General features: G+C 64.8%; 11 protein-coding genes. 4 read left to right on the top strand and 7 right to left on the bottom strand.

The window, feature by feature from the left end; all coding sequences use genetic code 11:
• Positions 1-127: 127 nt before the first annotated feature.
• From I6L32_RS09090 to I6L32_RS09100, 3 genes are all read right to left on the bottom strand, one after another.
• Positions 128-898, bottom strand: coding sequence for a gamma-glutamyl-gamma-aminobutyrate hydrolase family protein (locus I6L32_RS09090; protein ID WP_216944975.1), 771 nt, complete (start codon positions 896-898; stop codon positions 128-130).
• Positions 899-1,261: 363 nt separating this feature from the next.
• On the bottom strand, positions 1,262-2,071 hold the full coding sequence (gene yidA / locus I6L32_RS09095) for a sugar-phosphatase (protein ID WP_182956485.1): 810 nt from the start codon (positions 2,069-2,071) through the stop codon (positions 1,262-1,264).
• Between the two features lie 113 nt (positions 2,072-2,184).
• Positions 2,185-3,849, bottom strand: a complete 1,665-nt coding sequence (locus tag I6L32_RS09100) for a DUF342 domain-containing protein (protein ID WP_042864529.1) — start codon at positions 3,847-3,849, stop codon at positions 2,185-2,187.
• A 394-nt stretch (positions 3,850-4,243) separates the two neighbouring features.
• Between I6L32_RS09100 and I6L32_RS09105 the strand changes: the two genes are divergently transcribed.
• Complete coding sequence (locus I6L32_RS09105) at positions 4,244-4,759, top strand: metal-dependent hydrolase (protein WP_010672710.1); 516 nt, start codon at positions 4,244-4,246, stop codon at positions 4,757-4,759.
• Here the strand turns inward: I6L32_RS09105 and I6L32_RS09110 are convergent.
• Together I6L32_RS09110 and I6L32_RS09115 are read right to left on the bottom strand one after the other, a co-directional pair.
• The gene (locus tag I6L32_RS09110) at positions 4,756-5,931 is read right to left on the bottom strand and encodes a CinA family nicotinamide mononucleotide deamidase-related protein (RefSeq protein ID WP_216944976.1); all 1,176 of its coding nucleotides are present in this window, start codon (positions 5,929-5,931) and stop codon (positions 4,756-4,758) included. The two genes, I6L32_RS09105 and I6L32_RS09110, sit on opposite strands and share 4 nt — an antisense overlap.
• A gap of 28 nt (positions 5,932-5,959) precedes the next feature.
• Entirely contained in the window at positions 5,960-7,204 is a 1,245-nt protein-coding gene (locus I6L32_RS09115; RefSeq protein ID WP_029313584.1) for an HD-GYP domain-containing protein, read from the bottom strand.
• 144 nt (positions 7,205-7,348) lie between these two features.
• Here I6L32_RS09115 and metA point away from each other — a divergent pair, with 144 nt between their 5' ends.
• Positions 7,349-8,296, top strand: coding sequence for a homoserine O-succinyltransferase (gene metA, locus I6L32_RS09120; RefSeq protein WP_010672713.1), 948 nt, complete (start codon positions 7,349-7,351; stop codon positions 8,294-8,296).
• 6 nt (positions 8,297-8,302) lie between these two features.
• On the opposite strand, the gene I6L32_RS09125 is transcribed toward metA, so the two are convergent.
• Complete coding sequence (locus I6L32_RS09125) at positions 8,303-8,821, bottom strand: tyrosine-protein phosphatase (protein WP_216944977.1); 519 nt, start codon at positions 8,819-8,821, stop codon at positions 8,303-8,305.
• A gap of 149 nt (positions 8,822-8,970) precedes the next feature.
• Between I6L32_RS09125 and I6L32_RS09130 the strand changes: the two genes are divergently transcribed.
• Positions 8,971-9,441 (top strand): Lrp/AsnC family transcriptional regulator, encoded by a 471-nt coding sequence (locus I6L32_RS09130; protein ID WP_010672715.1) that lies wholly within the window; start codon positions 8,971-8,973, stop codon positions 9,439-9,441.
• A 55-nt stretch (positions 9,442-9,496) separates the two neighbouring features.
• Here the strand turns inward: I6L32_RS09130 and I6L32_RS09135 are convergent, their stop codons facing one another.
• Complete coding sequence (locus tag I6L32_RS09135; RefSeq protein ID WP_216944978.1) at positions 9,497-11,461, bottom strand: LTA synthase family protein; 1,965 nt, start codon at positions 11,459-11,461, stop codon at positions 9,497-9,499.
• A 258-nt stretch (positions 11,462-11,719) separates the two neighbouring features.
• Here I6L32_RS09135 and I6L32_RS09140 point away from each other — a divergent pair, with 258 nt between their 5' ends.
• Positions 11,720-11,998, top strand: a complete 279-nt coding sequence (locus I6L32_RS09140) for a DUF2442 domain-containing protein (protein WP_041214353.1) — start codon at positions 11,720-11,722, stop codon at positions 11,996-11,998.
• Positions 11,999-12,051 lie beyond the last annotated feature (53 nt).

Raw genomic sequence — 12,051 nt, forward strand, 5'->3', positions numbered from 1 at the left:
GAGGCGTCGCCGAAGGCAGTGGGCAGCTTGATGGCGTGGGGGGTTCACAGGCCCGTCACGTCGGATGCCTCTGGGTAGCCCCCGATGTCCGAGGCCCTGCCCAGGCTCAAGGGCAAGGGGTCGGCGACTAGCCGACCTGCTGCCTGAACCGGCGACAGGCGTCGCCAAAGGCGGTGAAGAGCTTGATGGAGTGGGGGTTCTCGCTGGCCTTCCACTCCGGGTGCCACTGCACCGCCAGCAGGAAGGGGGAGAGGGTGGGTGCGTGGATCGCCTCGATCAGCCCGTCTTCGGCATGGGCCAGGGGGGCCAGCCCCTGGGCCAGCGTCTTGATCCCCTGCCCGTGGAGGGAGTTGACCGGAATCGACGGCTGCCCCATCAGCTCGGCCAGCCAGGTACCGGGCACCAGCTCGACCTGATGGCTCTCGCCATACTGCTCGTCCACCGGGTCATCCGCATCCTCCCGATGATCGTCATAGCCCGGCTCGCAATAGACCTTCTGGTGAATGTCGCCTCCCAGGGCCACGTTGATCTCCTGCATGCCGCGGCAGATCCCGAGGATCGGCAGGCCACGGTCGAGGGCGGCGCGCACCAGGGGAATATCGAACAGATCCCTGTCTCTGTCCTGGGGCTTCTCCGGGGTGAGGTTCTCCTGGCCATAGAGGGCAGGATCGATGTTGGATCCGGCACCGCTCAGATAGACCCCGTCGGCGAGGTCCAGATACTGCTCCAGATCCTCGGTGCCACAACAGGTGGGCACCAGCAGCGGCACGCAGCCGCTGATCTCCACCAGAGGCTTGATGTATTTGTGGGTCATGACCTGGTAGGCGTGGCCACTGCGGGCCTGGGCCCCCATGGTCATCAGCACGACGGGTTTGTTATGGGCACTGGGGTTGGGCATAGGTCACCTTGGCTATCCTTGGCGGTCTCATCCTGCGCCTTGGGAAGGCCCTTGCCGCCTCGGCTCGCAAGGGCATACCTCAAGGCATGGTCGTGGGATCAGGGTCGCGCCAGCGTGCCAGAATCGTCGGTCAGCCTTGGCAACGACAGCCTGGATCCTGCCTCCAGTCTGCCAAGGCCGTTCAATATGTCAAACAAAATGATGCAATTATGTTAACCGTTGATGTCTGGATACGGCTCTGAGTCCCATTTAATGGGGCTTGAGGGGGGGGGGCTGGTGCGGTGAGCGATTTGATGGTGGATATATTAAACATCTGGCCGGGCGGCCGGATAGCAGAAGGGGCCCACAGGGCCCCTTGTCGACTCAGGCGTTCAGGATGAAACGTTCGATCACCTGGGCGACCCCGTCTTCATCGTTGCGCCCCGTGGTGTGCTGTGCCAGCGTCTTGATCTCGTCGGTGGCGTTGCCCATGGCGACCCCGAGTCCGGCGTAGGCGATCATGTGGTGATCGTTGCCCGCATCTCCCACCGCGATCACCTGGGAGGCATCCAGCCCCAGGTGCTCGGCCAGGGCGGCGACGCCGGTGCCCTTGTTGCTGCGCTTGTTCATGAACTCGAGGAAGTAGGGGGCGCTGCGCACCACGGTATAGCGCTCGTGGAGTTCGGCGGGCAGCTGGGCGATGGCACGGGAGAGCAGGGGCTCTGGGTCAATCATCATCACCTTCATGATCTGCTCGTCGTCGGGCAGGGTGGCGAAGTCCACCAGGTTGATGGGTTGACCGATGAGGCGGGATTCGTGCTCGGTGTAGGGGCTGATCCTGGGGCTGATGAGCCCCTGGCGGACGGAGAAGCCGTGGATGTTCACCCCCAGCTCACAGGCCAGGTGGGCGATGGCACGGGCATCGCTGCCGGTCAGCAACTGGCTGCGGATGATGCGTTGCTCGGATACCTGCTGCACCAGGGCGCCGTTGTAGCAGATGACGTAGTCATCCTGGCCGGTGAGGCCCAGCTCGGTCAGGGCGGCGGTCATGCCTTCCAGCGGGCGGCCGGAGGCCAGCACCACGGTCACGCCCCTGGCGCGGGCTGCCGCGATGGCGGCCTGGGTGCGGGGGGAGATTCGGCCCTCTGGGGTCAGCAGGGTGCCATCCATATCCAATGCGATCAGCTTGTACATCTTCTCACTACCTGAGTCTGGCCGGCCCGCCCGATGGGGCCATGGGGAGGCCGAGTGTAGCGAAAATCGCCGCCGGGATCACGCCGCCTGCCGACGCGGGGGCACGTTGCCCCTCAGCGCTGGCCCTGGTAGGGGGTCAGTTGCAGCTGATCTTCCCGGATGGCGAAGTGGATGGGGCCGTGCTCGATGTCGACCCTGTTGTGGTGGTGGGCCATCTCCACCTCGACGCCGGGGAAGAGGCGCTGGGTGGCGATGATGTCCATGTTGGCCATGAGCGCCTGCAGCTCCCGCTGCGCCTCGGCGAGCTGCTCGTCCAGGCTCTTGCTCTCGTCGAACTGGCGGGTGCGCAGCGCCTTGATCTTCTGCAGGGTCTCGGGATTGCGCTTGTCACGAGGCAGTTGCAGCAGACGCAGGATGAGATCCTGCAGCTTGTCTATCTGCTCGGCGCAGGTCTGTTTGCGCTGGCGCAGCGCCAGCTCCTGCTCCTTCTGGCTGAAATAGCCACCGAGGATCTGCAACCGGGTCCGGTTGGCCGCCGAGGCTCCGAGCACCGGGGCCATGATGAGCCGGTTGGCGATGTTGATGCCGCCGATGAGGTGCCCCTTGCGCATGGCGCTGTCCCCCACCTTGAGATCCTGGCCGCTGCGGCAATAGCAGTGGCTGAGCTGGCTCAGGATATGGATGTCGCCATCGGCCTCCAGCCTGGCGTACTGGGCATAGCTGGCGTGGATCTCCCCCCCGGCGTTGAGGTGGCAGAGGTATTCGTCGTCCGCCAGCTTGCGCCCTATGATGCCGTTGCGCACTGTGATGGTGCCGCCGGATTCGATGTAGCCGCCCTCGACGAAGCCGCCGATCACCACGTCCCCGCTGGTCTTGACGCGCATGCCGGGCATGACGTCCCCGGTGACCAGCAGCGATCCCTCGAACTCGACGTGGCCGTGGCGGATGTCGACCTGCTTGACGTTGAGCACCTCGTCGACCCGCATCCCGGCACGCTCCTGACAGGGGAGCCCCGGGCGTGTCGCCAGCAGCAGGTCCGGATCCTCGGGGGAGAGGCAGGTGCCGTCACCCGGCGTCATGGCGCTCTCCTTGCCGTGGCGGGCGGTCAGGGTCTGGCCCGTCACGGTGAAGCCGTCGATGCCCTGGGTGGCGGGGTGCCTGCGCATCAGCAACGCCCCCGCCTTGACGGTGAGCAGGGTGCCGAGGTCGCGCATGTCCACCTTGCCGTGATCCCGCTCCTGGGGTTTGAGGATCCGCTCGGCTGCGGTCTCCACCAGCCGCTCCAGGCGGGTATCCAGGCCGTGCCTGGCGGCCTTGCCGAGGGCGATGACGGGATTGAGCTGGGCACCGGGGGCCGCCTCACCCGCCGCCTGGATGGCGGCGGCAAGCAGTCGCTCACTCACCCCCTGCTTGACCGTGCTGGCCGCCAGGGCCTCCTGCAACCGGGCCAGGGTCAGGGGCTGGCCGCCCCAGTCTGCGGTGATCTGCGCCCTGGCGCTCATCTGGTCCTTGTCCACCTGGATGAGCAGCCTGGCATCCTGGCGCCGGGCAATGGGGACTGGTGGATGCGCGGGGGCATCCGGCTCTGCGATGAGGGCGTTGAGCAGGGTGACGGCTTCGCGGATCCCCTCGCCGAGGGGTTCGTAGCGCCGACAGTTGGAGAGTCGCAGCAGGGCCAGGACGTCGCTTTCCTGGATGGGCTCGGTGAGGCCCGGGGTGATGCGCAGGCAGACATAGCTCATGTCGGCCGAGAGCTGAAACCACGCTTTGCTTAACACCGGGCCCTCCTTCGTTGTCCCTGTCCGGTTTGCCCCATGCCGGGGCCTCTCCTTGCCGGCATCCAATGCCGCCGGGGCGGATCCAACGCGCAGTATTCGGGTATTTTTCCTTCCGGGTCAACGATCTGAATGCAAATGGGTGAGCCGGGTTGAGGAAATATCGGCTGACGGGAGAGGGGCGGAGCCGGCCATGCCATGGGCTCCATTGCAGTTTTTTAGCGCAATATGCTGACTTTTTATGCTTTCTCTATCCAGAGTGTCAACCACGTTGAAGTTGGCGATGCAAATCACCTTGCCAGGAAGGAAGAGAAGGATTTTAATCTGCCGCCGCCCCAGGGCGAGGACCCTGGTCGCCACCGATCAGCCCCTTTTTCTGTCCAATCGAACGAGCCCCATGACCGCCCAAGGCCACCTGCTGTTTTCCGTCACTTGCGTCCTGCTTGCCCACAAGGTCGAACTGACTCCGGCCCTGGCCGATGCCAGCCTGTGGCACATCGTCCCCATGGCCCTGGCGAGCGCCCTGCTGCCGGATCTCGATCACCCCCGCTCCCTGCTCGGGCGGCAACTGCCCTGGATCTCGGGACCGCTCTCCCGGCTGTTCGGCCATCGCGGTTTCACCCACAGCCTGCTGGCGGTGGGGATGGGGGTCTGGGGGCTGGCCCAGGTGGAAGCCCCCTGGTTGCTGTCGGGGGCGGTGAAGGATGCCCTCATCGTGGGCTATCTCAGCCATCTGCTGGGGGACTGGCTCACCCCCATGGGCATTCCCCTGCTCTGGCCCTGGCGTCGGCGCTTTCGCCTGCCCGGCCTGCCCCTCAAGAGCGGCGGGGGCTACGAGAGGGCCTTCTGCCTGCTGACCCTGGCGCTCGCCGGGTACTGGGTCCATGGCGGCGCAGGCTTGGCTCACTTCTAGCCCCGGGCGCCCTTCTGGCATCTGGCCGTTCGGGTCAGGGTGAGGTAATCGGCGAGCACCGGCAGCCCCAGCAGGTGGCGGCGCAGCATGTCGAGGGCGGCGAAGGCGAGGATCCGGCGACCGCTCGCGGGATCCGGGTGGCTGACCTTGAGCGTCTGGCCGTGCAGTTGCCCGTCGGCGCAGAGCAGCAGCGGCACGCCGTCCGGCCCGGCACGGCCTATGGTGAGGCTCAGGGGGGCGGCGGGCACCGCCAGTTGAGTCAGATCGTCGCTCAGGGTGTGGCTGAAACCGGCGGTCAGGGCCGGGTGCCCGTGACACATGGCCAGCAGGGCGCCCCGGCTCTCCCCTTCCTGCAGGTGCAGCGACCGCTCCCCCAGCAGGGCCAGGATCTGGCTGGCAGGCGTCTCGTTGCCACGCCCCACCAGCCAGGGGGCGATGGCCGCAAGCAGCCTCGCCTCGGCGGCGTCCATGTCGGCGGTGCTGGCACCGTGACCGATGAGCTTGAGCTCGATGAGGGGCATGGAGGAGCGGTAGCCCAGCTCGATGCCGGCAGGCCAGGGGGCCGCATCCAGCATGTCGCTGAGGGCGGACTCCGAGACGCCGAAGGTGTAGAAACGGCGCAGCTCGGTGTCGGTCTCTTCCCCGGCCAGCGCCCTGAGGCGGGGCATGATCTGTTCGCGCACCATCTGCTTGAACTCGAACGGCACGCCCGGGGTGAAGAAGAGCCGGCTCTGGCCGTGGCTGGCCGGGTGGCAGACCACAAAGCCGCAGGCGGTGCCCACCGGGTTGTCGAGGATCTCGCAGTCCCGGGGCAGCCAGGCCTGCTTGGTGTTGCTCCGGGCCATGGTGCGGCCCCGGCTGGCATAGCGTTCGGCCATGGTGGCGAGCCAGTCCGGGAACAGGGTCAGGGGCTGGTCAAACGCTTCGGCCGCGGCCTGGGCGGTGAGGTCGTCCGCCGTGGGGCCGAGCCCCCCGCACACCAGTACCACCTCGGCGCGGTTGGCGCTCTCCTGCAGCACGGCTGTCAGATCCGCGAGGTTGTCCCCCACGGTGGCGCGGCGGCGCACCTGCCAGCCCTGCTCCAGCAAGAGGGCGCTGAGCCAGGCGGCATTGGTGTCCACCACCAGGCCGGTCACTATCTCGTCGCCTGTGCTGATGATCTCGATGCGCATGGGGACTCCTTGGGTGGGGCCAGCCCTCTCAGGGCTTGCCGTGTTCGAAGTAGTAGCTGATCCGGGTGCGGGGGTTGAGGTATTCGAACACCGCCGGGGGCAGGCGTTTGGGCTGGATCACTTTGGCGATGGTCAGCCCGGCCGCGTCGAGGTCGATGATGGCCGCCTCCTGGCGCGGAATGCGGGGGTCGTATACCAGCACGGCGGGGTAGAGCAGGCGGGAGGCGTTGACCGACATCACCAGCCCCACCTGGCCGTTGGAGAGCTGCACCACGCTGCCCGGGGGATAGACCCCCATCAGCCGGATCAGCATGCCGAGGTGATCGGCGTTGAACTGGGACTTGCGCTGCTTGTAGAGGCTGCCGAGGGCCGCGTAGGGCACCTTGGCCTCCAGGTGGCAGAGGTTGTCGTACTCGTTGATGAGGGAGACGATCTGGGTGAGGGGATCGAGCTGATCGCCCTTGAGCCCCTGGGGGCCGGTGCCGTCCAGGTACTCGTGGTGGTTCTGCACTATCTGCTTGGCTGCTTCCGGAAAATCACTGACGAGCCCCAGCAGTTCCAGGCCGTAGCGGGGATGCTGGGCCATCAGGTTCTGCTCCGGCTTGGTCAGCGGCTCCGTTTTGCGCAGGATCTGGCTCGGGATCCTCAGCTTGCCGATGTCGTGGAACAGGGCCCCCATGCCGACCTGGCGGATCGCCTCGGCCGGCAACTTGCACTCCCGGGCGAGCAGCATGCTGAGCACGCTGACGTTGAGGGAGTGAAACTGCAGGCTGTTGCCATCATCGCTGTCGGAGACCAGGTGCAGCACCATCTCGTCCACCGAGAGGAGCTGCTCCGTCATGGCGTTGATCAGCTCCTGGGCCTCGCTGATGGCGTTGAGGGGGCGGGACTGGATCTTGCCCATCAGGTTGCGCACCTGGGCCAGGGATTGGCGGAACTGTTTCTCGCACTGCTGCAGGTCGCGGCGATAGCGCTGCAACTGCTCGATGCGCCGCAGTTTCTCCTGCTGCATCTCCTCCTGGCGGGCGACGAGACCCTCCCCCTCAACCTCATCTGCCTGGGGCTGGGTCTGGCCGAGGGGCTTGGGCGGCGTGTCGCTCTTGTCGGGAATGATGGTCACCAGCTTGAGGCCAAGGCGACGAATGAGCTCGATCTCCTCCTCGCTCTTGAGCTTGAAGCTGGAGAACAGAAACGGGTGCTCACGCCATCCCAAAGGCAGGGAGACATAATTGCCGACTTGCAGCCGTTCTACGGAGATCTTGATTCCTGTCATGGGGTTGGGCACGAGGGACACACTGAGCCGTATGCTAGTCAAAGGGCGGGGTGAATACAAAAGGTATCTGATGACAGCGGGAGCGCTTTATTATAGGCTTCTAGATGTCCAGACATATTTACCGATGCAGTACAGGGAGTCAGCATGCCGATCAAGATCCCGGACCAGTTGCCCGCCGCCGAAGTGCTGGGGCAGGAGAACATCTTCGTGATGACGGAATCCCGGGCCGTCACCCAGAACATCCGCCCGCTGCGGGTGCTCATCCTCAATCTGATGCCCAAGAAGATAGAAACCGAGATCCAGCTGATGCGGATGCTCTCCAACTCGCCCTTGCAGGTGGACGTGGATCTGTTGCGCATCGACGATCGGGAGTCGAAAAACACGCCCCAGGCGCACCTGGAGAACTTCTATCACGACTTCGAGCAGGTGAGAGGCAACAACTACGACGGCATGATCATCACGGGGGCGCCGCTCGGGCTGGTGGAGTTCGAGGAGGTGGTCTATTGGCCCCGCATCGTCGAGATCATCGAGTGGTCCCATCAGCATGTCACCTCCACCCTCTTCCTCTGCTGGGCGGTGCAGGCGGCGCTGAAAGCCTTGTACGGCATGGAAAAGCAGACCCACGGCGAGAAGCTCTCCGGGGTCTATCGCCACCACCGCCTCGACGAGCACGAGGCGCTGCTGCGCGGCTTCGATGATGAATTCGTGGCGCCCCACTCCCGCTATGCGGCCTTCGACGGGGATCTCATCCGCGCCCACACCGATCTGCAGATCTTCGCCGAGTCGGAAGAGGCGGGCGTCTATCTGGCCGCCACCAAGGATTGTCGCCAGGTGTTCGTCACCGGCCACCCGGAATATGACGCCCTGACCCTGGATGGGGAATACCGGCGGGATCTGGCGGCCGGGCTCACCCCCGTCATTCCGGTCAACTATTACCCGAACAACGACCCAAGCCAGACCCCGCGCGCCACCTGGCGCAGCCACGGTCACCTGCTGTTTTCCAACTGGCTCAACTATTACGTCTACCAGTTGACCAGCTACAAGGTGGAAGACATCGGCAAGGTGTTTACCTACCAGCAGCCCAAGGGATAGAGCCCATCAGTCCGCCCCGGCCAGCAGCCGTCCACGGGTATCGAGCCAGTGACGGTGGCAGGCCAGGGTGAAGGCCCGTGGCCGTCTGGCCCGGATGAGGGTCATGGCCTCCTGCTGGGGCAGCCCCTGGGTCATCAGCAGCAGGGCGGCCGCCAGCCCGGTACGCCCGCTTCCTCCGTGGCAGTGAATGGCAAGGTGCCGTCCCTCGCGTAGCAGGGCGAGCAGTCGGGGTTGCACCCCGGGCCAGGCCTGTTCGAAGGCGGCATCCGGTGCCTCGTCATCCGCAATGGGCTGATGGAACCAGCTCATGCCTCTGGCCTGCACCAGCTGCCCGAGAGAGAGGGGCCCGCACAGGGCCAGCTCCTCCACCGTCATCAGGGTCAGCACCCCGCCGGCACCGGCCAACTGCAACTGGGCAAGGGCGTCGGCCATGGGGACCTGCTGGCTGCCGGGGCAGGGGGTGAGCAGGAGCTGGCCGTCGAGCCGTGGAACGTCCAGGCTCCAGAAGGGATGGGCACTGAGCATGGGGTTCCTCGTGGTGGTCGGGGTCAACGGGATCGGCATCCCGCGGGTGCGGCACAGCATAGAGGGGCCGGAGGCGATGTCAATCTGCGTTGTGTTCGGCCCGGTTTACGGGCAGAGTCTAAAAAAATCGAGCGATGCAAGGAGTAAAGATGAGAAACCTGGATCAACTGGACTTGGACATCCTGGCCCATCTGTTTCGCGATGCGGGCATGACCAACAAGGATTTGGCGGCCCTGGTCGGGGTGGCGCCGTCCACCTGTCTGGAGCGGGTGCGCAAGCTGCAGCAGGATGGCGTGCTCAAGGGGGCGCACTGCGAGGTGGATTACCAGGCCCTGGGCGGTCACATCCAGGCCATGGTCTCCCTGCAACTGGCCCGTCACAGCCGCCAGATCATCGATGCGTTTCGCGACGCCATCCTGGCCCTGCCCGAGGTGATCAGCCTGTTCCACATGGGCGGCAAGGATGATTTCCTGGTGCACCTGTGCGTCTCCGATACCGAACACCTGCGCAATTTCGTCTTCGATCACTTCACCTCCCGGGAAGAGGTGGTGCACCTCGAGACCTCCCTGGTGTTCGAGCACAGGTTCAGCCGCTCGCTTCCCTGCTTCCCCCACCCCTGACGGGGCTAGCCGCAAGAAAAAACCGCCCGAGGGCGGTTTTTTTGTGGGCGGTTCCTCAGTTGAGAGCCAGCCGGCTGTCCTGCGCCGTCCGGTAGAGCCCCTGCTGATAGGCCAGGCTGCCCCACAGGACCAGCCCCAGGGCGGCATCTTTCATGGCGCCTGGCTGCTGCGCCGGGGTGAGCGTTTCGGTCGCATCCTCGTAGATGAAGCCTTCCGGCGCCCGCTCGGGCTGCAGGATCACCACGTCCTTGCCGCGCATCAGGGCGAAGTTCTTGTCGTACTGCATAATGGCGCGTCCCGGCCAGTCGGCGGGCATGCGGGTGAGATCCTTGCCCAGCATGGGGTAGTCGGCACTGATGCCCATGAGGGAGAGCAGGGTCGGGGCCATGTCGATCTGGCTGACGATGCGGGGGTCCTTTCTCGGTGCTATGCCGTCCCCCAGGATGACCCCCGGGATGTGGAAGCGGGGGATGGGCACCAGGCTGGCTCCCCCGACCCGGCTGTCGTGATCGGCGATGACCAGGAACAGGGTGTCCTTCCAGTAGTCCGATGCCCTGGCCTTCTTGAAGAACTCGCCGACGGCGTAGTCCGCGTACTTGGCGGCGTTGTTGCGGGTCTGCTTGGGCTGCTCGTACAGGGCGATGCGGTTGTCGGGGAATTCGAAGGGATCGTGGTTGCTGGAGCTGAACACCAGGCTGAAGAAGGGTTTGCCCTCCTTGTGCAGCGCCGCGAAGGTCTCGTTGGCCTTGGCCATCAGATCTTCATCCGAGGCGCCCCAGGATCCCTCGAACACCGGGTTCTTGAAGTCCTTCTGCTCGACGATGGTGGTGAAGCCATTGCCGAGGAAGAAGCTGCGCATGTTGTCGAAGTGGCTCTCGCCACCATAGATGAAGCTGGTGTCATAGCCTCGCTGCTTGAGCAGGTCGGCGATGGTGAAGAAGTTGGTCTGGCTCTTGCCGAGCTTGACCACGGCCTGGGCCGGGGTCGGCGTGAAGCCGGTGAGCACCGCCTCGATGCCGCGTACCGAACGGGTACCGGTGGCGTAGAGCTGCTCGAACGCCCAACCCTCTTTCGACAAGGCATCGATGTTCGGGGTGAGCGGCAGGCCGCCGAGGGAGCCGACGAACTGGGCCCCCAGACTCTCTTGCAGCAGGATCACCAGGTTTTTGGGCTTGCCCTGGTAGCTGGCCGTGTTGAAGGTCTGGCTCGGCAGATCGGCAGAGGTAAAATCGCCGAGAGGGCGACCGCTCTCCTGGCGGACTATGTCGAGTACCTGATGGTCAGCCATCTTGCCGTAAAACTGGCTGGCATCCTCCTCGGCCCCCATCTGCTTGATGGCAAAGAAGAGGGAGTAGGCGGAGTTGACGGTGAGGGCGTTGACCAGGGGATCGTCGGCAAAGGCCACCATGGCCGGATTCAGGGCGCGATGGCCGAGACTGGAGCGGGCGCCGAGGAAGCCGACGGCGAGGATCAGCAGGGCGAAGGCGGGGCGCCAGTACCAGCGGGGGAAGCTTAGGTCACGCACCAGGCGGCCGCTCAGCCACCAGCCACCGCCCAGCACGGCGCCGCTGAAGATCACGGCCAGCAGCAGCTCGCCCTTGCGGCCAGCCCACAGCATGGAGAGCACCTCCTTCGGATAGATGAGGTACTCCACATAGAGACGGTTGGGGCGCACCCCGTATTCGGTGACGAAGGCGGGAGTGGAGATCTCGAGAAAGAGCATCAGCCAGAGCCCCAGGGTGAGCCAGATCCGGATAAGCTGCATCCAGAGCCGCCCCGGCGCGTGGGGTCCGGCCAGCAACTGGGTCAAGACGGCGGGTACGCCCCAGACCCAGCAGAGGGTGGCGACGTCGACGCGAATGCCTTGCAGCAGCATCTCCTGCCAGCCAGAGACGGCATCCACCCGTTCCAGTTGCCAGAGCCCCAGGCCAAGGCGGCTGACGGTCAGGGAGATGAGCGCGATCAATGAAAAGACGGCGATGGGCCAAACCGGTCCCAGCCATTGTCTGATGGTGGTCATATTGTTCCTGCAAACCTGTTTGCGCCCAGTCCCCGGACGCATTGTTGTTATGGTGCAGGAGTATGACAGTGGCGCCTGGCAAAGGTTGCATGGGGGGGAGGTATAAATGGAGAAGCTGGCACGTTTTATGATTTTTTTGTGACGGGATGCAGGGTTCGAAGAGAGCATAAAACGCTGGGGAAACTGTGATCCTGCTGGCACATCGAGACAATGGTCGTGCCTATAATGGCGCCGGATTTCTCAATCGGAGCCGAAGGGATGCCGGTCTTCATCGATGTGGAATATATGCAGGGCTGGTCTTTGTTCGTGGTGCTCTCCGACGGCACCACAGGCGTGCTGGATCTCACCCCCTGGCGCGGCCAGCCGCTGTTTGCGGCCATGGAGACCGAGCGTCGCTTCGCCCGTGTCTTCATCGATGATCGCCATCAACTGGCGTGGCCCACGGGCTTCACCCTGGCGGCCCACGAGGTCTACCACCTGATCCTGCCCATCGACGAGCGCGCCGCCTTCCCCGATCGCAACATGCATCGATTCTGACATGCTAACTCGTTGAGTCAGGTAACGTTTTCAGTCACAGACCCGCGTCGGTC

This window comes from Aeromonas sp. FDAARGOS 1402 (assembly GCF_019046925.1).
Classification (GTDB): Bacteria; Pseudomonadota; Gammaproteobacteria; order Enterobacterales; family Aeromonadaceae; genus Aeromonas; species Aeromonas caviae.

Coding starts and splice junctions, on each gene's coding strand:
- I6L32_RS09090 (WP_216944975.1), bottom strand. CDS start 898: ATGCCCAACCCCAGTGCCCATAACAAACCCGTCGTGCTGATGACCATG.
- I6L32_RS09115 (WP_029313584.1), bottom strand. CDS start 7,204: ATGACAGGAATCAAGATCTCCGTAGAACGGCTGCAAGTCGGCAATTAT.
- I6L32_RS09135 (WP_216944978.1), bottom strand. CDS start 11,461: ATGACCACCATCAGACAATGGCTGGGACCGGTTTGGCCCATCGCCGTC.
- yidA (WP_182956485.1), bottom strand. CDS start 2,071: ATGTACAAGCTGATCGCATTGGATATGGATGGCACCCTGCTGACCCCA.
- I6L32_RS09125 (WP_216944977.1), bottom strand. CDS start 8,821: ATGCTCAGTGCCCATCCCTTCTGGAGCCTGGACGTTCCACGGCTCGAC.
- I6L32_RS09105 (WP_010672710.1), top strand. CDS start 4,244: ATGACCGCCCAAGGCCACCTGCTGTTTTCCGTCACTTGCGTCCTGCTT.
- I6L32_RS09110 (WP_216944976.1), bottom strand. CDS start 5,931: ATGCGCATCGAGATCATCAGCACAGGCGACGAGATAGTGACCGGCCTG.
- metA (WP_010672713.1), top strand. CDS start 7,349: ATGCCGATCAAGATCCCGGACCAGTTGCCCGCCGCCGAAGTGCTGGGG.
- I6L32_RS09130 (WP_010672715.1), top strand. CDS start 8,971: ATGAGAAACCTGGATCAACTGGACTTGGACATCCTGGCCCATCTGTTT.
- I6L32_RS09140 (WP_041214353.1), top strand. CDS start 11,720: ATGCCGGTCTTCATCGATGTGGAATATATGCAGGGCTGGTCTTTGTTC.